Raw genomic sequence first — 20,934 nt, forward strand, 5'->3', positions numbered from 1 at the left:
GACCTTGGTCAATTCAACGCGCCCAACCGCTGGTTGGATTCGTGCGGCAGCACTCAGCACTATTCTCGCAGTGGGGTTCCTGACCCCCGTTGCGGCTACCGCGGCACATGCGACACCTGTCGATTCGACAGCGACGGTTGCTGACGGCCCGCCACCATCCGCCGAAACACCTGACGACAAGCTGCCAACCGAAAACCCGACGATCGTAGGCGCTGAGGGCATCATTTCACCAGAGGTGCAACAGCAACTGAACAACACTGGGGACGAGCAGTTGATCACGGCCGTCAATCAGGGCCTCGCGAGCGCGCCACAAGCCGGACAGCGGTCGGCCGCTCCAACGAGCGCACCAGATCCCAACGCCGTCATCGAAACCATCGACCCCGCGGTTCAGACCTCCGTGAATGCGCAAAAGGGTCGCGCCGCCGACCATCCCGTCACACAGGGCGAAATGAGCACCATCACCTCGTTTTCTCTCATTCCGCTCTACGGCAAATCGACCACACTTGACGGACTGCAATACGCCACAAACCTCACCTGGTTCTTGAGCTATGGCAATGACCTCGCCGACGTTTCTCAGCTCGCCAATTTGCCGAGACTCAACTATGTGAGCTTCTTGAACGGTTCAGTAGCCGATGTGTCGCCGCTCAGCGCCATGCCGGTGCTTTCATCGCTCTCGTTGAGCGAAGCAACGCTCGCCTCCATCGACCAACTCAGTGGCTTCACGAAGCTTCGTTCGCTTATGCTTGACGGCGCCAACTTCGACGATTATTCGGCGCTCGGTGACCTGTCAAGCCTCACCCAGCTCACGCTGCGGAGCAGCAATATCTCATCACTCGCGCCGCTGACACCCCTGACCAAACTGACCAATTTGGACCTTTCTGGCACGCCGATCGTCGATCTGACAGACCTCATCCAGTTCCCGGCGCTGACCGATCTTCAGCTCAACGAGATGGAGACCCCCCTGAGCGACCTCGCTCAGGTTGGGACGCTCACAAATCTGCGGTCGCTTACCGCCTCGAACAACAGCATCTCCGACCTCAGCCCGCTGGCAGATCTTAACGACCTGGTGTATCTCTTTCTTGACGACAATAAAATCTCCGACCTGAGCGCGCTTTCCGGCATGCAACAGCTCGATTCCCTTCGGCTCAGCAACAACAGCATTGCCGACCTCAGTCCACTGAGCGGTCTGCCCCTGTTGAACTCGGTGTTTGCGGCAGGCAACAACATCGTGTCGCTTGCGCCCCTGTCTGATCTGACGTCCCTTGCAATCCTAGACGTCACGGACAACGCCATAGCCGATCTCTCGCCGCTCGGCGATCTCCCCCGCCTGTACTGGCTCATCCTCGACGACAACGCCATCACGACGCTTCCCGTTTTTATTGCCGGGCCGCAACTGTACTTTTTCAGCGCCAACGGAAACCAGATCTCGTCGATCGCCCCGCTCGCAAACGCAACCTCACTCGGCTCACTCACCGTTGCCCGCAACAGCATCACCGACATCAGCATCGTCAGCGGCATGCAAAACCTGAGCGTCCTCGACGTCAGCGAAAACCTGGTGTCCAGCTTCGCCCCGATTGCCTCGGCAACGTACCTGTACTCGCTCGACATCAGCTACAATCCGGCCGAAGACCTCAGTGCCCTCGGCAGCCTCATCTCTCTCAACACGCTCGGCGCGAATGGACTTCGACTCACGAATCTCAACGGGCTTTCGTCGTTCGATTCGCTTAATAGCTTGTCGGTCAACGACAACGCGCTGACGACACTCAACGGGGTCGAGGCGTTCACAAAGCTCATCTCGCTGAGCGCGGATACGAATCAACTCACGGATATCTCTGCGCTCTCCCAACTCCAGATTCTCGAGTCATACTCCGCTCTCGATCAGCAGTTCATCGGCCACACGCTCTTCGCCCCGGCCGGGGCCAAGACCTTTGTGGCTGAAGATCCACGAACGTTCACCGACGTTGACGGCTCGGAACTTGGCCTCACTGCATCCACAACCCGCGCAGCAAACCTGAGTTGGACTGCAATCGCAGAGGACGCAACCGCCCTCACCGCAGGCTTTAGCTCACCGTCGGGCAACTACAGCGGTACGGCAACCTACCCGCTCAACCAGTCGTCACTGACTAATGAGGTTGCCGTTCACACAACCGTTGGCAAACGACTTGATCTCCAACTCACGGTGTCGGCTGGCTTTATACCGGCAACCTTTGCGCTCGAAGGCGACGGCGCGGAATGGCTCTCCATCACCCCTGCCGACCTGATCAGCGGGGTCCCTGCCACCGCCGGAACCTACTCGGTTACGGCTGTGGCAGCAGACGCCCTTGGCAACGCCATCCGTCAGGTCATTACCGTTGAGGTCGCCGCGTTAGACGGAGGAACGGGCAACGGCGGCAACAGCAATGAAGGTACTGGCCCTGAACCTGATGACAACACTTCTGGCACGACCAATGCTGGCGGGGGACTCGCGATAACAGGAGCTGCTCCGGATGCCGCCCTCGGCTGGCTGGCTGCGGCGGTTGCCGCCCTTGGCGGCTTGCTTGCCGCAGGTACCGCCCTTCGCCGACGCAACAATAACTAACAGGTCACGACGGCCGCCTGCCAAGACGTTGACTCTCGGTGGCTACCCCGCAATCTTGCGCGGTAGCCACCGCCTTTTGCTGTAAATTACAGCTTTTTCCCTGCTTCGCTCGTTAGAATTAACGTGAGATTTTAGGTCTCATGCGCGCAGCACAGTATTTGGGGATAGGGAATGCTGCGCCGCCAGATACTCCTTCCCAGTTTGGGTTATATCACTTATGACTTCGTTTCACGCAGCCATTCCGACAGCCGGATGGATCAAAGTTGCAGCGCTCACAACAGGCCTGACGGTAGGCATTCTCAGTCCTGTAGCCATGAGCGCGGCGACCGCACAAACTCTTTCGCCGACTGCTCCGGCGCTCCAGCAGGCCACGTTGCCACCCGCTCAACCGGATCCTCAGCAGCCCGCTGCCGACCCATCCGATGAGCCAGCAACGATTCCTGACGGCACCCTCTCCGACGACGCGCAAACGCAACTCGATCAGGCCTCGCCAGAAGTACTAGAGGCAGTAGCCGAGAGCCTCACCCAGTTTCAGGCCAACGCACAACCATCTGCGGCGCTGGTCCAGGCCTCAGACCCAAATGCCGTCGTTGACACCCTCGCTCCGGGCGTCAGAGCAGCAATCAACCAACAGCTTGGCCGGCCGCACGACAGTAGCCTCACACAGGGCGACCTTGCAGGCATCCAATTCCTCCAGGTCCAAGGAAACGATCCAGACACCAGCACGCTTGCCGGGCTTGAGTACGCGGTCAATCTTGAATGGTTCTTTTCGTTTGACACCACGTTTAGCGACATCACCCCCCTCCAGAACCTGCAGCATCTCCAGTCAGCAACATTCGACAGGAACCAAATCACCGATGTGACCCCGCTGCAAAACGTTTCGACCCTGTACTCACTGAGCCTCGACGGCACCACGCTGAGCTCGCTCGATCAGCTCACCGGATTCACCCAAATTCGTTCCCTCTCGCTCGGTCGCACCGACTATGCCAGCTACGCCGCGATCGGTCAGCTCACGCAGCTCACGTCTTTGAGGCTCAACGAAAGCTCCGTGACGTCACTCGAGTTTCTGGCGCCGATTACTGGGCTCATTTCGCTCGATCTCGAGGCCACCGCGATTACCACCATCCAACCGCTCTCCCAGCTCACCGAGCTCTACACGCTAAATCTCAATAATGTTGGCGCTGTCGCCAGTGATCTCACGCCGCTCGCCTCACTCACCGGGTTAAGCACGCTCCAGCTTCGTGGCAACAGCATCAGCGATCTGACGCCGTTACGCAACCTCGAACTCTTGCGGTCGCTGCAGCTCAGCAACAACAACCTGACAACCATTGAGCCGCTTCGGAGCCTCACCAGCCTTGGCACAATCGCCATAGATAACAACCGAGTCAGCACACTTGAACCGCTAGAGAATGCCGCGTCGCTCTCATGGGTGAGCGTGTTGAACAACGAGCTCACCGACCTCGACGCCCTCGTCGGCAAGCCATATCTGTACTCGGTCTTTGCTGACGGCAATACCATCACGCAGATCCCAGACCTTTCGGCGTCAACCTACTTCAACCTCCTTAGCCTCAATAACAACAAGATCTCCTCGCTCGACGGCTTTCCGCAGCTCGGCTGGCTCAACACGCTGAACCTTGCGGGCAACACGATCAGTGACGTCGGCCCTATCGCCACGATCAGCAGCCTCTCCACCCTCGACATCAGCCACAACGAAGTTGCCGAGTTCGCTCCTCTCTCGCAGCTTCAGGAGTTGCGCTATCTTGACGTTGGCAACAATCCCGCGCGCGATCTTGGCGCGCTGTCCAACGCGCCAAACCTTATGACGCTTGGACTGGCTCATCTCGAAATCACCTCGCTCGATGGCCTTCACCTTGAACTTGCCCCGCACCTGAGCAGCCTCGATGTGAGCGACAATAAGCTCACCTCACTCGCTGGTCTCGAGCTGCTCTCCGAGCTCTATACGCTCAACGCCGCGCGCAACCAGATCGACGATCTGAGCCCACTGAGCGGCTCGTATTACCTAGGCGAGCTCCTCATTTCAGACAACCGCGTTACCTCGCTGAGCGTGGTCACGGGGCGAGAGTATCTTCACCGCGTTGAGGCGAACAACAACAACATCACGGATCTTTCCCCGCTGTCGAGTGCTGAGTACCTTGACACGGTCCTGATCAATGGCAATCACATCGCTGATGTGTCACCCCTCCTGCCTCTGAAGTACGTTGTCGAGCTGAGCGCCATCGACCAGCGCCTCACCGGCGATGACGTGTTTGTTCCGCTCGGCTCATCAGCCTTTACCACCGAACACACCGTTGCGGTCACGGATGCCGATGGGTCGTCGCTCGGACTGGTCGCAGGACCAAGCCGGACCGCAGGGCTCAGCTGGACAAACATCCAGAGCGGCGCAACCGCGTTGACCGCGACGTTTACCTCACCAGCTGGCAACTTCAGCGGCACCGTTGATTTCCCGATCACCAGGGCCGAGATCACCTCTGAGGCACCAACAACGCTCACTGCTGGCAGCCGCTTCGATCTGGAAATCACCGTTACCCCTGGGTTCGTGCCCGCAACGTATTCGCTGCAGAGCGGTAGCCCCTCGTGGCTCTCCGTCAACCCAGCCGGGATGCTCAGCGGAGTGCCACCGGTAGCCGGAACATCGTCGGCAACGATCATGGTCGCGGATGCCCTCGGCAACACAATTTCTCGCACGCTCGACCTTGATGTTGTGTCCGGCGACACGGGCGGCGGAGGCAACGGCGGAACGGATACCGGCAACACTGGTAACAACGGCGAAAACGGCACCGACGGCAACAACACCAACGGTGCAGGCACTGACGTGGCAACGGGCGGCAACGGCGCAGGTGCGGCTGCTGAAAGCCTCGCCATCACCGGCACCGGCCAGGCGGCCACGCTCGGATGGCTCGCTGCGCTCCTCGCAGCACTCGGATTCGGCGGAGTACTTCTCAACCGCAGGAAGACTCGCTAGCAGCCGGCACCGCATCCAGACACACGAACGAGTCGTCACGTTCTGCACGGAAAGCGCTTTTGCGGCGCAAACACCGCAGAACGTGACGACTCGATTTACGATCGCTAGGCCAATCGATTGGTGCTGAGCGGGATGCCAGGCGTCCCGCTCGCCCCATCGCTACTCGTAGCGGAGCGCGTCAATCGGATTAAGCTTCGCCGCGCGTCGGGCCGGCAGCGTTCCAGCAAGAAACGTGATCACCAGAATGACCCCAACGATGACCGCGAGAGAAGCAATCGGGAAGAGAGTCAGGTCGAAGCCGGGGAAATCCTTGAGGAACGACTCAGCCGCAATCGAGTTGACCGCCTGCCCAAGCCCCCACGCCGCAAGAATACCGAGCAAGCTGCCCCAGAGACCAAGCAGCATTGCCTCAATGCTGAACAGGCCAAAGACCTTGCCAGAGGAAAGACCGCTCGCCTTCATCAAGCCAATTTCTTTCGTTCGATCCTGAACCGACATGTACAAGGTGTTGATGACCCCGAGGCTCGCGGCGAGCAGGGCGATAACGCCAAAGACCGTCAATACCGTCGTGATGGCATCAAAAATCTGTTTTGCGATACCGATCTGGTCTTCAACCGTTTGACCAACAAAGCCAAGCGACTCGAGGTCCGCTTTCACCTGGGTCAGGGTCTCTGGGTCGGTATCGGTTGCAAACGCTACTGCCGCAAGGTACTGATCAGTCACGGTTGCTGGCAGCCCTCGCTGCCCAATCTGCGCGACCTGCTCCTGAAGCGAGTCGTTCATCCACAGACGCCCTGCGCTGAGCAGAGACTCGTTCATAACGCCAGAAATAGTTGCCTCGATAGTTTCCTCCTGCTGGAGAGGGTCAACCACTCCGATGGATACCGACGCGCCCACCGCATCCTCATCCGTTGAGAAGCCAAGGGCCTTCACATACTTTGGCGAAACAATAATCTCTGGGGTATCGCCGTCTTTGGGAACGGCACCCGCGACGATATCGGCGTTCTGACCCCGCATAAACTGTTGCGCGGTGAGCACATATTTCTCGCTCCCGTCAGCCGAAATGAAGCTGGGCGAGATGCCAACAAACGGGGTAACCGACTCGACGTTGTCTATGCTCTCGATCTTGTCGACGTCCTGAGCCGACAGCGTAGCCATCGACTGGCCAAAGTTGCTGGTCATATCCGGGTCGTAGACGGCGGGACCGTCACCCGCATCCTCTGTTGCCTTCATGACCTGCAACATGTTTGGCGCACCGAAGCTGTCGGTCTGCTTGTCGAGATAACTTGAAACTCCCGCGCCGATAGCCGTTGTGAGCGTGATGGTGAATGCGGCCACAAAGATGGCAACAATCGTGAGAATAGTTCTCGTCTTGTTGCGCCACATGCTGCCTGAGGCCATGCGAAGGGTGTCGGAGAATTTCATGCTGCCGCTCCCGTCTGCGAAACAATCTGCCCGTCAACAAGGTAAATCTGTCGATCAAAGCGGGCCGCAAACTCAGGGTCGTGAGTGACCACGATGAGCGTGATGCCCTTCTGCTTATTCAGGTCAAACAGCATCTGCTCAACCTGGTGCCCCGTCTGCGTATCGAGGTTACCTGTTGGCTCGTCGGCAAAAATAATGCTCGGATTATTCACAAGCGCTCGCGCGATCACCACGCGCTGCTTCTGCCCTCCGGAAAGGTCGTTGGCCCTGTTCTTGACCTTGTCACTCAGGCCAACCGCCTCGAGGGCAGCCCTGGCCTGTTGTTTACGCTTCGAGGGGCTCATACCGCCGATTACCAACGGGAGCATCACGTTGTCGAGTACGCTTTGACGCCCGTTCAAGAAGAACTGCTGAAATACAAACCCGTAGTGGGTATTGCGCATCTTATTCACGTCCGCGGTGCGCATGGCGCTCACGTCGTTGTCGCCAAACAGCACAGTGCCTTCGTCAGGGCTGTCGAGCAGGGCAAGCACGTGCATGAGCGTTGACTTCCCAGAGCCCGACTTGCCAACAATTGCAACGCTCTCACCCTGCCTAATGTCAAGGCTGACGCCTCGAAGAGCGTGGAAAGCATTTTCCTTTTTGCCGTAGGTCTTGCGCACGTTGATCGCGCTTATGGCAGTGGCATGACGATGGTCTGGCACTGTGGTTCCTCACTGGTTGGGGGGACGGATGCGCTGTTCCGCAGATTGCGGACGCACAGCATCCAGCTTAGAAACCCGGGCCTGCGAGCACACGGGTGCCGCCTACCCTAAATTTACGGGGGTTATCCCCCCCCTTCACCCTCTCCCCCAACCAAAAACCTGCATCTCTTTGCGAGTTTTTGTCGTAAACCGAAGCGATTTACGCAGAAACTCGCAAAGAGATGCAGGTCAGGTGGAGTGTGTTACTTCTTGCCCTTCGCGCGGCGCTCCGCACGGTTCGTGGGCGCGTCGTCGTCGGGTGCCTGTGCCTGGCCAAACGCTCCGCGAGCGGCTGGCTCTGCCGGCGCGGCAGGGGCCGCAGCGGCAGCACTGCGTTGCGCCTTTGCCGTTGCCGCCTTCTGAACCTGGCCCTTTTCGTTGCGAACCTCTACGCCGCCGTCGTCGCTCGGAGCCGTGTAGCTGAGCTTCTGCGGGTTGGGGGTGTCGCTTTCGAGGCCCTTACCCTCAATGGCAACCGTGTGCGCGGCGTCGTCCTTGGTCTTCACCTGGACCTCGAGGTTAAAGAGCAGCCCCATCGACTCTTCTTTAATCTGACCCATGCTGTTCTGGAACATGGCGTAGCCCTCGCGCTGGTATTCAACGAGTGGGTCGCGCTGGGCCATCGCACGCAGTCCGATGCCCTCCTTGAGGTATTCCATCTCGTAGAGGTGGTCGCGCCAGCGGCGGTCAACAACCGAAAGGACAACGCGGCGCTCAAGCTCACGCATGGCGTCGGATCCTAAGGTCTCTTCGCGCTTGGCGTAGGCGACCTTGACGTCTGACATGATCTCGCGCTGAACGAAGTCGCGGTTGATCTTGCCCTTGCTGCCGGCCTCCTCGATAACCTCGTCGATAGTGATCGAGATTGGGTAGAGCGTCTTCAGCTCGGTCCACATCGCGTCGAAGTCCCAGTCATCGCCAGTTCCTGAACCAGCGTGGGTGTCAAGAACAGCGGTCACAACGTCGTTCATGAACCCTTCGACGCGATCCTTGATCTCGTCGCCCTCAAGGATGTGGCGGCGGTCGCTGTAGATTGCCTCGCGCTGGCGGCTGAGCACGTCGTCATACTTGAGCACGTTCTTGCGGATCTCGGCGTTGCGGGCCTCGACCTGCGACTGTGCGCTCTGGATCGCCTTGCTTACTACCTTCGACTCGATCGCCATGTCGTCTGGCACGCCGGTGCGGTTCATGATCGAAGCCGCGGCGCCAGAGTTGAACAGGCGCATGAGGTCATCGGTGAGTGACAGGTAGAAGCGGCTCTCGCCGGGGTCGCCCTGACGTCCGCTTCGTCCACGAAGCTGGTTATCAATGCGTCGCGACTCGTGGCGTTCGGTACCTAAGACGTAAAGCCCGCCTACTGCGGTGACCTTATCGGCCTCTTCCTTCACTGCAGCCTTGACCGCGTCGAAGACGTCGTCCCACGCCTCTTCGTATTCGTCTGGTGTCTCAGTGGTGCTGAGTCCCTTTGCCGTCATCTCGCTGACCGCAAGGAACTCGGCGTTACCACCGAGCATGATGTCAGTTCCACGCCCGGCCATGTTGGTCGCAACCGTCACGGAACCGAGGCGACCTGCCTGAGCAATGATCGCGGCCTCACGCGCGTGGTTCTTTGCGTTCAAGACCTCGTGACGAACGCCCTTCTTGGCGAGCAGGCGAGAGAGGTACTCGCTCTTCTCAACGCTTGTGGTTCCAACAAGAACGGGCTGGCCCTTTTCGTGGCGCTCGACAATGTCGAGAACAACCTGACCAAATTTGGCTTCTTCATTCTTGTAGACCAGGTCTGGCTGGTCGATACGAACCATTGGCTTGTTCGTAGGGATGGGAACGACGCCGAGCTTGTACGTGCTCATGAACTCGGCTGCCTCGGTCTCGGCCGTACCGGTCATGCCGCCAAGCTTTTCGTAGAGACGGAAGTAGTTCTGCAGCGTCACGGTCGCGAGCATCTGGTTCTCGGCCTTGACCTGAACGCGCTCTTTTGCCTCGATGGCCTGGTGCATGCCCTCGTTGTAACGGCGTCCGGCAAGAATACGGCCGGTGTGCTCGTCAACGATCATGACCTCGCCGTTCAGCACAACGTAGTCTTTGTCCTTCGTGAACAGGGCGCGTGCCTTGATCGCGTTGTTGAGGAACGAGATCAGCGGAGTGTTTGCTGATTCGTAGAGGTTATTGATACCGAGGTAGTCCTCAACCTTTTCGATACCGGGCTCGAGGATTCCGATGGTGCGCTTCTTCTCGTCGACCTCATAGTCTTCGCCGGCAACAAGACGGGTCGCGATTGACGCGAACTCGGTGAACCAACGGTTGGCCTCGCCAGAGGCAGGGCCAGAGATGATGAGCGGTGTACGAGCCTCATCGATCAAGATGGAGTCGACCTCATCGATGATCGCGAAGAAGTGGCCGCGCTGCACCATTTCGGCGGTGCTATTGGCCATGTTGTCGCGGAGGTAATCAAACCCAAACTCGTTGTTGGTGCCATAGGTAATGTCTGCGGCGTACATTTCGCGGCGTTCTGCAGGCGTCTGCCCCGAGATAATGCAGCCAGTGGTCATGCCGAGCGCGCGAAAAACGCGACCCATGAGGTCACCCTGGTAGCTTGCGAGGAAGTCGTTCACCGTCACAACGTGCACGCCCTTACCAGCGATGGCGTTGAGGTATGCGGGGAGAGTCGCGACGAGCGTCTTACCCTCACCGGTCTTCATCTCGGCGATGTTTCCACTGTGCAGTGCGGCGCCACCCATGAGCTGCACGTCAAAGTGACGGAGGCCAAGGGTGCGCTTTGATGCTTCACGAACCGCGGCGAATGCTTCTGGGAGCAGGTCGTCGAGTGTCTCGCCCGCGGCGAAGCGCTTGCGGAAGTCCGCTGTTTCGTCACGCAATTCCTCGTCGGTGAGGTCGCTGAAGCTTGGCTCCAGGGCGTTAATTGCTTTGGCTTGGTTTTGCAGACGCTTGAGGGTACGGCCCTCACCAACACGCAAAACCTTTTCGAGTACTGAAGCCACCGAATTTCTCCATCTTGTCATGTGCGCGCACGAGGCCATCTTTGGTGCGAGACCTTGTGTCACGAGGCGCAATTGCCCGAAGGCAATCATCCACTTTATCAATCGTAGTGGGGTCTGGGCTGTGCGCGAGCTGTCCGTACACAAAAAACCGTTGCCGGTTCACGAGTTTATCGTGAACCGGCAACGACCGTTAGCGTATCGGTTAGTAATTGGCCGATGTGTCAGCTAGCCAAGCACCTCAACGGCTTCGTTGAGACCAATAACTCCGTAGTCCCAACCTTTGCGGCGGTAGACGACACTTGGGCGCTTTGTTTCGGCTTCGATGAACAAAAAGAAATCATGACCGACAAGTTCCATCTGATCGACGGCCTCTTCGGCGGTGAGGTGTGTAGCCTCAAATTCTTTTGTCCGGATGACGATGGGGCTGTAGTCGCCTGAAGATGAGTCGTTCTCATCGGTGATGGTAGCTACCTGCCCGGTGCTGACCCGTTCGATAACCTCACCATCGGCCGGAACGATTCCAACGTCGGCAAAGGCGTCGGTTGCGGCTTCACCGAGCGAGGTGCGTCCGCGCCCGCGGCGAACCTTCTTGCGGTCCTTTGCTCGGCGAACTCGCTCAAGCAGCCGTGCCATTGCCGTATCAAAGGCGGAGTATTTGTCGTTGCCGTCTGATTCGGCTCGAATGACTGGCCCTGGGCCGATGAGCGTGAGCTCGACGCGGTCTCCGTTTGATGGGCTTCGATCGGTTTGACGCGACACCTTAATTTCGAGCACTTGCGCCCGTTCATCGAGGGTTTCAACCTTTTCGGTCTTGGCTCGTGCGTATTCTTCGAAGCGGTCCGTAATTCCAACGTTGCGTCCACGGATGTTAACTTCCACAGTGAGACCTCCCTGTCGTGCGACGTACCGCCTGCAGTGTTGGGCGGTTGTGTCGCTCCTTCCTCACAAGATACTCCCTCAACCTGTTCGAATTCCAGTTCATGACCTGTGATGTTTCGCAGTATTGGCGAGGGCCACTGCTGCTATCACGCGCGCGCCCCGTAAAACCAAGGCTCGGTTCGCTTCCTGAAGTGTTGCACCCGAGGTGACAACGTCATCGACGATGATTATGTGACGCCCAAAAACCGAAGGAGCGGCCGTCAGAGTGTTACGGAGATTACGCCGACGCCCACCTTGCCCAAGACCAACCTGATCGCTGCGGCGCGCGGCCGCCTGGTTGCGGAGCACTCGGCCAAGGCGCGGCTGGCTCTCGCGGTGAGCGGGGTGAGCGGGGTGAGCCCTTGCAAGGCTACGAAGCGCCCTGGCGAGAAGCACATCAACGTGACGAAACCCTCGCTCACGTTCGCCACGTGTAGTCGAGGGAATCGGCACACACAGAATGCCGGGCTCGCCCCCTCGCTGGCTCGTTTGGGATAGAACAACCGCAAGCGAATGCGCGAGCAGCGGCACAAGAGCACCGACGGTGTCTGCACGACCACCGTCTTTATACGCGAGGATGACAGCCCGAAGTTCTTCAGCATAGGTGCCAGCCACAACAACTGGCAGCCGTTGATTTGGCCCAACGGGGAGCATCCGCACCATTGGATCTGGGCGGATGCGAGTGCGGCACTCGACGCATACGGGCGAGTCTGGCGTGCCGCAGAGGACGCACCACGTTGGCACACACAGCGAGAAGAGATCGGCGAGGCCTCGCATGAGGCCGGCCTGCAGCGCAGATACGGTCATACACACAAGTGTGCGCGCGCCCGAAAGGAGCCAACGCGCGAAGCCAGATTCTGTGGAGAACTATGCCTGTTTCGCGAGGAGAGTAACTTCGGCGGCTGACTCTTGCCAGTTCGAGCCACGGTATTCGCGCAGCACCCCGCCGGAATCAACGATCCGTAACTGCGAAACGCTGTTCCCACCGGCGATGGAGACAACGTCCTCCGTTGTGCCCAGTGACTCCGCCCGTCCCCCGACGCTCAGTAACGAAATTTCAACGTTGTTTCCAACGGCTTTCGACGCCAATGCGATATGACTTTCGTCAACCCAGTCCGCGTCAACGGGGATGTCGGTTGACAGCTGGATCTCGACCGGGTCAGTCATTGTTGTTGGCATCCCGTTGCCGTCACGAACAATACCTGAGACCGCAACGATGTATTCGCCACCCTGGTTGTACACAACAAGCATCCTCGTGCCATCCCGCGAAACGCTGAGCACCTCAACGCCAACGGCGTCAATCCACGGAGCCAGGATTTTTCCGGACGCTCCAGCTGCATTTGTGACGTTCAGATCACGCGGATTCGAGGCAGGCACTGTCCACACAAAACCGCGAGAATCGATGGTGGGGGCGATCAATCCGGACCGGCCGTCAACGGGGATAACCTGGCCCTGGCCGCTGGCGGTCACAATGGCAACGCCGTTCGCAGTGCCAATCGCTGCGCTCTCGAGCGGGGCAGAGTAATCGATAGACGTTGGGGCAAGATTTCGGATGGCCTCTGAGAGCCTGGGAATGGGGGTGAGGCCCGTGCTCCCCAGCTCGCCAAATTGGTCGCCAACCATCACAACGGGTTTGCCTGGCACCCGTGGATACCGCTGCGACCAAGAGGGGTCGGCAGGTCCGGCAAGCACGACACTCTGGTCAACAGAGATATCCGCTCTCGTGACCCCAGCCACCCGGATGAGACTCGACTCAAGCTGGGCCAACATGAGTCGGAGGCTGTTCTCGTCTGCGGAGAGTGCCTCAGGCGTCAGGTCAACATGCGCAACGTTGGACCCAACGGGAACGGAGTTCGCCGCGAGCGCCGTGCCCTCTGGAAATGCGGTTGTTGTGACGCTGTCGGCAAGCAACTCGCTTGGCCCGAGCAGCAGCTCGGTCACGATGCGGGTGGCTGTTGTTGCGCCCCGCAAGAACCACCGCTGGTCCGGCACCAGAATGTTGGATTGCGCTGCGAGGAAATACAGCGAGTGTTCGTTGAAGACGGCCTCGAAGGTGTTTTCGTCGAGCACAATTCCGTCAGGGGCGGCGTTCACTCGCCACTCGCCCCCGATACTCCGCAGCTCAAAAACGTTCTCGACGCTGCGGCCCTCCCTCGCGGAGCGCATGCTGCCGTGGGCATCGACCAGTGCGTTTGGGCTCACGATCATGCGGACCGTGTCATCCTCTGTCTTGACCGTGCGGAGTCCAGCGTCAACGGTGATGCTTGTGTGCGGGTTCCAGCGCGCGTTGAGGTCAGGGGTAAGGAACTCGCGTGCAATGGCGTAGTCACCGGTTGCGCTTGAGGCCGCGGCCACAAATCCCCTGACAATTTCTTCTTTGCTCGCACCATTCACTGGCCGGTCGGGGTTGAACACCAGTGATTGCTCTGCTGGCGGCGCCTCGGCTGGGCCGGGGTAAACCGGTCCGCTGCGAGGGATGCCAGCCTGACAGCCGCTTGCGAGCAGGCTCACCGCAACAACGAGGCCAAGGGCAGCAACAAGTTTGCGGCCGCTCGTGTGTAAGAATCCGCTCATCGCCGATCCCCTCCCCCGTCGGTATCTATCTCGTCTGCAGGAACAACGGGAAGCGGTGAGTGGCCGATTGGCACATCGCGCTTTCTTGGCAGCGTCAACCGGAACGAAGACCCACGCCCTGGTGCAGACCACACGTCGAGCCAGCCATTATGTACCGAGGCATCCTCGAGCGAGATCGCAAGGCCAAGACCTGTGCCGCCAATGGTGCGTTTTCTCGACGGGTCTGCCCGCCAAAAACGATCGAAGACACGAAGAGTGGCCTCGCCGGTCATACCAACCCCAAAGTCTCGCACGCTCACGGCAACGGCAGTCTCGTTCGAATCAACGGTGACAATAATCGGCTTTCCTTCACCGTGCTCGATGGCGTTTCCAAGCAGGTTCTGGATGACTCGACGCACGCGCCGAGCATCAAGCTCGGCATCGAGGTACCCGCCCTGCGCGATGAGCCGCACGTCAGACCCGGCGGCCTCGGCGAGGCTTGCCATCCCCTCAACCGTCTCCTCCGCGATGCGGACAAGGTTGGTGGGTTCCCGTTCGAGCGTGACCGAGCCTGCATCGTAGCGGGAGATCTCAAGCAGGTCGGTGAGTAGCCGCTCAAAACGGTCAACCTGGGTATGCAGGAGCTCGACGGTCCTCGCGGCCGTTGTATCGAGTTTCTCGCGCTGACCGTACAGCACGTCTCCAGCCAGCCGGATCGTCGTGAGCGGAGTGCGAAGCTCGTGTGAAACGTCCGACACAAAACGCTGTTGCATTTGTGACAGCTCTGCGAGCTCGCTGATGCGGTTTTGGAGGCTGTCGGCCATGTCATTAAACGATTGGGAGAGCACATCAAATTGCTCGTCACCCTGCTCCGGCATCCGCACGTCTGATTCGCCGGCGGCGAGGCGTCGGCTCGTCTCCGCGGCGACGTGAATGGGACGGAAGACCAACCGCACGATCGTCCAGACGAGGAGGCCGAGCAACACCATCAAAAAGAGCGCGGTGACGAGGAGAGTGCGTTGCACATAGGTCAGCGTCTGCTCGGCGTCGGCAAGACTGTAACCGATATAGAGCCCATACGTACCGGCTGAACCGGGAAACGTGAGCTGCGACCCGACAACGATGCCGGCGGATGTGGATCCGTCCGGATTTGTGAGCGTCACTGATTGCCAGTATTGCGATTCGTCACCTGTGCGAACCATTTCGACCAGGTCCTGCGTAATGACCCCGCTTGCGAGACCCTCGGTCGCGGAGTCCTGCGGCGCCTCCGACGAAAAGCTCTGGTTAGGCATTCGTTGGAGCGCGATCATCTGGCTCGACGATGCGTCTCGGATGGCGCTGCGCATCGCGATAACCAGGGCGTTAAACCCCACCCTGTCTTGCGCATCCGAAGCCTCAAGAAGGCGTTGGGCCGCGTTGGTCGCGCGCGCCGAATCGGCTAAGACCTGCTGCTTCCTGGTGTTGAAGAGGTCGCCACCAACGCTCAACTGCAGATAGGTTCCAGACGCCAGAATGGCGATCAGCGTCAGAACGCCAGTAATAGTCATCGTTCGGACTTTGAGCGATGACAGCCACCGCCGCCTGAGCGGCGCAGTGGCAACTGCCCACCACCGTTTCAACCGGGTGGGCGGCGAATCAGTCGACAACGGCACCGGCCCGGTACCCGATGCCACGAACCGTTGTCACGATGGTTGGCTGGTCGGGGTCCTGCTCGACCTTCGCACGAAGGCGCTGAACATGAACGTTCACGAGGCGGGTATCCGCTTTGTACTGATAGCCCCAGACGCGTTCAAGCAACGCCTCGCGACTAAACACCTGCTGGGGCTTTGATGCGAGGGTCAGCAGCAGGTTGAACTCAAGCGGGGTCAGGTTGATCCGTTCGTTCCCGCGACGGACTTCATGGCCAACCACGTCAAGCGTCAGGTCGCCAACACGTACCTCATCGGTAACCTCAACCGAGGTTGGGCGAAGTCGCGTGCGGATGCGGGCGACAAGCTCAACCGGGTTAAACGGCTTCACCACGTAGTCATCGGCTCCGGCTTCAAGCCCACGAACCACATCGGTGGTATCTGTCTTGGCGGTCAGCATGATGATTGGTACACCGGATTCAAGCCGGAGGAGTTGGCATATCTCGATACCGTCGAGGCCAGGCAGCATGACGTCGAGAAGCACAAGATCAGGTCGCGTTTCGCGGAACACGTCGAGGGCTTTTCCACCGTCTGCGCAAAACATGGTCTCATAGTCTTCGGCCTGCAACACGATGCCGATCATTTCGGACAGAGCGGTGTCGTCATCGATCACAAGAATACGAGGATTCATGCTTCCCATTATGTCTTGCTCACGGGCCCGAACCGAATGCTTATGGAAACAGTCGTCACGTGTGTCACGATAGTGAGGTGGAAAACAACGGATCGTGGACGGCCCCAGAGGGAAATCAAGACCCTCAACCCGGTAACAACGGTGAGGGCGGCCAGCCGCAGTATGGCCAGTATGCTCCCCCTCCGGTGAACCCGCCCCAGCAAAACGCGCCGTATCAGGGCCAGCCGCAGTATGGTCAGCAGACATATGGGCAACCACAGTACGGGCAGCCTGGCTATGGTCAGCAACAGTATGGCCAGCCCGGTTACCAGTACGCTGCGCAGAACGGCCAGAATGCGCAAGCCGGATGGGCACCCGCACCGAAGCCAGGCCTCATCCCGCTCCGTCCTCTTCCGTTTGGCACCCTCATAGGCACTCCCTTCCGAGTACTGAGGGTCAATCCGCGCCCGACGCTTGGCATGGCGCTCCTGTTCCAGGTTGGGATTGGCATCATCACGCCAGCCCTCATGGGGCTCGTACTGTGGTTCACCATTTCCCGGATGGAAATGGCATCATCTGAAGACCGCGGGCCGATCCTCGCCGGGTCCATCGCCCTCTTTGTTCTCACCGGTCTCGTGCAGGTCGTGGTCTCGGTATCAACCACCGCAATCATCCAGGGCGTTGTCGCCCTCGATGTTGGTCAGGGAGCGGTCGGCAGAAAACTCACCTTCAAACTGCTGTGGACCAAGCTGAAGCCGCGGTTCTGGACGCTCATTTTGTGGACCCTGTTGCTTTCAGCTGCGATGCTCGTTGGCATTGCGCTCGCAGCGCTTCCCTTTATCTTGCTCGCGATTTCAGCGTCCTCTGGCGGCAGCCCGAGCGGAGGAGCGATTGCCGCAAGCGTTCTTGGTGGCATCGCGCTTGTGCTTGCCTTCGCCATCGTGGCGATCTGGATCGGGGTGAAGCTCTCGCTGGTCAGCGTTTGTATTGTCTTTGAAGACCTCGGCGTTCGTGCTGCAATCGCTCGCTCCTGGCGCCTGACCTCCGGCTACTTCTGGCGCACCTTCGGAACGGTCTTGCTGCTCAACGTCATTATCTCGGTGGCCAGCAACATCATCCTTACGCCCATCAGCTTTATCTTTGGAATCTTCATGGGGATGCTGTCACCAAACGGCGATAGTGGCCAGTTTATTGGTGCCATGATCGCGTTCTACGTCATCACAATCGCACTGTCACTCGTGATCTCAGCCATCACCCTTGTCGCCCAAACAGCCTGCTACGCGCTCATCTACATCGATTTGCGGATGCGTAAGGAGGGCCTCGACGTTGAGCTCATGCGCTTCACCGAGACCTACCCAAACCCGGCCCCCACCGATGACCTGCCAAATCCGTACCTGCCACGATTTGCTCCAGCGCCATCCGCTGGCGGTGGTTACGTCATGCCACCGAGCCCGTCACCGTGGGCCCAATGACGGGAACCGCAACAGTTCTTTCGCTGCTCCTCGCGGTTGGCAACGCCCGCCCGCCCGGAGCGGTGAGCGCTTACCCCCCACTTGCGCCGGACTCAGACGAGGCCCGCGACTTGCTCCTCAGGGAGCTCAGCAACCCCTCCTATCAGGCCGCAAAGCCGTCGTGGTTCGACCTGCTCTCGCAACAGATTTGGGATTGGATACGTTCACTCTTTGACCTCGACACGTCTGGAGGCGGGTGGGGCGCCCTTGGCCAACTGCTCGTGGTGCTCGTAGTCATTGGTCTGCTCGTAGCGGCCTTCTTTATCTTTGGGATGCCTCGCCTTCGCCGGCGCAGGCGTTCAGCGGCTGGCCTCCTCTTCGGTGAGGAAGAAACACGAACGGCAGCCGAGCTGCGGGCGGCGGCCGAGGCCGCAGCATCCACGAACAACTGGAACCTCGCCGTCATCGAGCGCTACCGCGCAATCGCTCGGTCGCTCACTGAACGGGTCATCATCCGTGCCACCCCAGGCCTCACTGCTCAGGCGCTCGCAGGAGCAGCAGCAGTCGAATTCCCCGGACACAGCCAACAACTTGAATATGCCGCGCGGGCCTTTGACGGAGCTCGCTACCTTGACGAGCAACTCAGCCAGTCCCACTACAACGACGTCGCATCCCTCGACACTGCCTTGAGCTCAGAGAAGCCACTCATGACGGCGGCTCACGACGCATCGGTGGCTGCACGATGAGCACGGCATCCACCTCCGCCTACTATACGCGCTCGTACGAAACGCCGACTCTCCGGAACAGCCTCAAGCGGGGCCGGTTTTGGGCGATTGTTGCCGCCATCGCGATCGTCGGGGCCCTACTCACCACCTTCGCGACCGGCTCAGTCTCGGTGAGTGGCGACGACCTTGACCCAAACAGCCCGGCACCAAACGGAGCGAAGGCGGTGGTCAGCGTGCTTGACAACGAAGGCGTGACCGTTCACCTCACCCAGTCGCTTGAGGACACCAAACGCCTCGCCGATGAAAACACCACCGTGCTCATCGCTGCGGACAGTTACTACCTCGATGAGGACCAGATCATCGAGGCAGCAACGCTCGGAGCCTCGACCGTTTTGGTTTCCCCCGGATTCTCAACGTTGCAGTCACTCGGCTACGGGATCGGGCCAGGCCAGATCCAGGCAAACCAAGATCCGCTCTCCGCGGGATGCTCGTATGGTCCGGCAAAACGTGCCGGCACAATTTCGGCTACCGGCGTCAGCTACCCGCTCCCAGACGCCGACGACGCCATCGGCTGCTTTGAGACAGATGATGGCGGCTTCGGAATTGTGCGCATCGACGATGGCGGCCATCCAGTCACCATCCTTGGCGTGACGGATGTGCTGCGCAACGAGACAATCGTTGACGCGGGCAACGCCGCGCTTGCCCTTGGCCTGCTTGGTGAACATGACAACCTCATTTGGTACACCCCAGGCATTGACGACCTCGGCGGGGAAGAAGTACCAGATACTCTCGCGGACCTGACTCCGCCGTGGGTGAGCCCGGCCATCATCCTTGCCATGATTGCGGCGCTCGCGGCCGCCATCTGGCGCGGCCGCAGGCTCGGGCCGCTGACCGTCGAAAACCTCCCCGTCACGGTCAAGGCGCAGGAGACGATGGAAGGTCGGGCACGGATGTACGCCGCGGCAGGCGCATCCGGCCACGCAGCCCACTCCCTGAGGTCCGGCAGCATGCACCGGATGGCGCTGCTCATCGGGGTCAGCCCAACAGCTGAAGAGCTCACACCCGTAGTCGCAACGCTGACCGGCTGGCCGCAGGCGACGGTGTATTCCCTTCTCAGCGACGACCAAACAGCATCCGATCGCCTCAGCGACGGCGCGCTGATCGACTTGGCCCGCAATCTCCAGCTCTGCGAAGACATTGTGCGCCGAACCATCACGGGTGGTCTTGACCGGCCTCCTCACCAGAGCAACTCAGACTCACCAGTAGAGTAAGGAACCTTCAGAACCATGACCGATACTCCCCAGACAGCCAACGACCTGCGTCTCGCTCTCAATGCGGTACGAACCGAGGTAAACAAGGCCGTGGTCGGCCAAGACGGCGCCGTCACCGGACTCATCATTTGCCTGCTCGCGAGAGGACACGTGTTGCTCGAGGGTGTGCCTGGCGTGGCAAAAACGTTGCTTGTCCGAGCCCTCTCACAGTCGCTCTCCCTCGACACCAAACGAGTGCAGTTCACCCCAGACCTCATGCCGGGTGACGTCACTGGTTCACTCGTGTACGACGCGAAGGCCGGGGAATTTGAGTTCCGCGAGGGGCCGGTCTTCACCAACATTCTGCTGGCCGACGAAATCAACAGGACGCCACCAAAAACACAGTCAGCACTGCTCGAAGCAATGGAAGAGCGTCAGGTCAGCGTCGACGGCGTCACCCGGCAGCTGCCAGACCCGTTCCTCGTCGCCGCGACCCAAAACCCCGTCGAGCACGAAGGAACCTACACCCTGCCGGAGGCACAGCTCGACCGATTCCTCCTCAAGCTTGTACTCGACTTGCCGGTTCGGGATGCCGAGATAGAGGTGCTCTATCGGCATTCGCAAGGATTCAACCCGCGCGACCTGCACGCAGCCGGAGTGACGGCAGCGCTCACCCCGGAAGCGCTCAAAGCGGCCCAGGCGGATGTTGACCGGGTCACGGTCCAGCCAGAGGTCTTGGCTTACATCGTTGATCTTGCTCGCGCCACGCGACAGGCACCGTCAGTCAAGCTCGGTGTGAGCCCGCGCGGAACCACCGCGCTCCTCGCTGCATCGCAAGCCTGGGCATGGCTCAGCGGATACTCGGCGGTCACCCCAGATCATGTCCAAGCCATGGCATTGCCGGTGCTTCGTCACCGGCTCCAGTTGCAGCCAGAGGCCGAGCTTGAGGGCGTCAGCGCCGACAGCATTCTCCGATCGATCCTGCAACAGGTTCGGGTACCGGTCTAAGCG

General features: G+C 59.7%; 14 protein-coding genes. 6 read left to right on the forward strand and 8 right to left on the reverse strand.

Annotated elements, in window-relative coordinates; all coding sequences use genetic code 11:
* The first annotated feature begins 4 nt into the window (after window positions 1-4).
* A complete protein-coding gene (locus tag FHX76_RS08305) occupies window positions 5-2,578 on the forward strand; it encodes a leucine-rich repeat domain-containing protein (protein WP_208402470.1) in 2,574 nt (857 codons plus the stop codon).
* Between the two features lie 217 nt (window positions 2,579-2,795).
* The gene (locus tag FHX76_RS08310) at window positions 2,796-5,561 is read left to right on the forward strand and encodes a leucine-rich repeat domain-containing protein (RefSeq protein ID WP_167149720.1); all 2,766 of its coding nucleotides are present in this window, start codon (window positions 2,796-2,798) and stop codon (window positions 5,559-5,561) included.
* A 159-nt stretch (window positions 5,562-5,720) separates the two neighbouring features.
* Here FHX76_RS08310 and FHX76_RS08315 read toward each other — a convergent pair whose 3' ends face one another.
* The 8 genes from FHX76_RS08315 to mtrA form a co-directional block, all read right to left on the reverse strand.
* Window positions 5,721-6,986, reverse strand: a complete 1,266-nt coding sequence (locus FHX76_RS08315; protein ID WP_167149722.1) for an ABC transporter permease — start codon at window positions 6,984-6,986, stop codon at window positions 5,721-5,723.
* Window positions 6,983-7,690: an ATP-binding cassette domain-containing protein gene (locus tag FHX76_RS08320; RefSeq protein ID WP_167149724.1), complete on the reverse strand. Its 708-nt coding sequence runs from the start codon at window positions 7,688-7,690 to the stop codon at window positions 6,983-6,985. Before FHX76_RS08320 ends, FHX76_RS08315 begins: the two co-directional genes overlap by 4 nt.
* 242 nt (window positions 7,691-7,932) lie before the next feature.
* Window positions 7,933-10,728, reverse strand: coding sequence for a preprotein translocase subunit SecA (gene secA, locus FHX76_RS08325; protein WP_167149726.1), 2,796 nt, complete (start codon window positions 10,726-10,728; stop codon window positions 7,933-7,935).
* Window positions 10,729-10,953: 225 nt separating this feature from the next.
* Entirely contained in the window at window positions 10,954-11,607 is a 654-nt protein-coding gene (gene hpf, locus FHX76_RS08330) for a ribosome hibernation-promoting factor, HPF/YfiA family (RefSeq protein WP_167149728.1), read from the reverse strand.
* A gap of 99 nt (window positions 11,608-11,706) precedes the next feature.
* Window positions 11,707-12,453 (reverse strand): ComF family protein, encoded by a 747-nt coding sequence (locus tag FHX76_RS08335; protein WP_167149730.1) that lies wholly within the window; start codon window positions 12,451-12,453, stop codon window positions 11,707-11,709.
* Window positions 12,454-12,513: 60 nt separating this feature from the next.
* Window positions 12,514-14,220: an LpqB family beta-propeller domain-containing protein gene (locus FHX76_RS08340; protein WP_167149732.1), complete on the reverse strand. Its 1,707-nt coding sequence runs from the start codon at window positions 14,218-14,220 to the stop codon at window positions 12,514-12,516.
* Window positions 14,217-15,872 carry an MtrAB system histidine kinase MtrB gene (gene mtrB, locus FHX76_RS08345; RefSeq protein ID WP_386762309.1) on the reverse strand — a complete coding sequence of 552 codons (1,656 nt, stop codon included), beginning with the start codon at window positions 15,870-15,872 and terminating at the stop codon, window positions 14,217-14,219. Before mtrB ends, FHX76_RS08340 begins: the two co-directional genes overlap by 4 nt.
* Window positions 15,835-16,518, reverse strand: coding sequence for an MtrAB system response regulator MtrA (gene mtrA, locus FHX76_RS08350; protein WP_167149736.1), 684 nt, complete (start codon window positions 16,516-16,518; stop codon window positions 15,835-15,837). Before mtrA ends, mtrB begins: the two co-directional genes overlap by 38 nt.
* Window positions 16,519-16,595: 77 nt before the next feature.
* Between mtrA and FHX76_RS16720 the strand changes: the two genes are divergently transcribed.
* Genes FHX76_RS16720 through FHX76_RS08370 form a run of 4 tightly spaced genes read left to right on the forward strand, consistent with a single transcriptional unit; the run spans window position 16,596 to window position 20,931 of the window.
* The gene (locus FHX76_RS16720) at window positions 16,596-17,969 is read left to right on the forward strand and encodes a glycerophosphoryl diester phosphodiesterase membrane domain-containing protein (protein ID WP_167149738.1); all 1,374 of its coding nucleotides are present in this window, start codon (window positions 16,596-16,598) and stop codon (window positions 17,967-17,969) included.
* Entirely contained in the window at window positions 17,966-18,694 is a 729-nt protein-coding gene (locus FHX76_RS08360) for a DUF4129 domain-containing protein (protein WP_167149740.1), read from the forward strand. Before FHX76_RS16720 ends, FHX76_RS08360 begins: the two co-directional genes overlap by 4 nt.
* Window positions 18,691-19,944 (forward strand): DUF4350 domain-containing protein, encoded by a 1,254-nt coding sequence (locus tag FHX76_RS08365; protein ID WP_167149742.1) that lies wholly within the window; start codon window positions 18,691-18,693, stop codon window positions 19,942-19,944. Before FHX76_RS08360 ends, FHX76_RS08365 begins: the two co-directional genes overlap by 4 nt.
* A gap of 15 nt (window positions 19,945-19,959) precedes the next feature.
* The gene (locus tag FHX76_RS08370; RefSeq protein WP_167149744.1) at window positions 19,960-20,931 is read left to right on the forward strand and encodes an AAA family ATPase; all 972 of its coding nucleotides are present in this window, start codon (window positions 19,960-19,962) and stop codon (window positions 20,929-20,931) included.
* Window positions 20,932-20,934: the final 3 nt, after the last annotated feature.

The sequence above is a fragment of the Lysinibacter cavernae genome (assembly GCF_011758565.1).
Lineage (GTDB): Bacteria > Actinomycetota > Actinomycetes > Actinomycetales > Microbacteriaceae > Lysinibacter > Lysinibacter cavernae.

What these genes read in the sequence shown, in the direction of transcription:
- FHX76_RS08310 (WP_167149720.1), top strand. Translation starts at nt 2,796, where the DNA reads ATGACTTCGTTTCACGCAGCCATTCCGACAGCCGGATGGATCAAAGTT.
- FHX76_RS08315 (WP_167149722.1), bottom strand. Translation starts at nt 6,986, where the DNA reads ATGAAATTCTCCGACACCCTTCGCATGGCCTCAGGCAGCATGTGGCGC.
- FHX76_RS08335 (WP_167149730.1), bottom strand. Translation starts at nt 12,453, where the DNA reads ATGACCGTATCTGCGCTGCAGGCCGGCCTCATGCGAGGCCTCGCCGAT.
- FHX76_RS08340 (WP_167149732.1), bottom strand. Translation starts at nt 14,220, where the DNA reads ATGAGCGGATTCTTACACACGAGCGGCCGCAAACTTGTTGCTGCCCTT.
- mtrA (WP_167149736.1), bottom strand. Translation starts at nt 16,518, where the DNA reads ATGAATCCTCGTATTCTTGTGATCGATGACGACACCGCTCTGTCCGAA.
- FHX76_RS08360 (WP_167149740.1), top strand. Translation starts at nt 17,966, where the DNA reads ATGACGGGAACCGCAACAGTTCTTTCGCTGCTCCTCGCGGTTGGCAAC.
- FHX76_RS08365 (WP_167149742.1), top strand. Translation starts at nt 18,691, where the DNA reads ATGAGCACGGCATCCACCTCCGCCTACTATACGCGCTCGTACGAAACG.
- FHX76_RS08370 (WP_167149744.1), top strand. Translation starts at nt 19,960, where the DNA reads ATGACCGATACTCCCCAGACAGCCAACGACCTGCGTCTCGCTCTCAAT.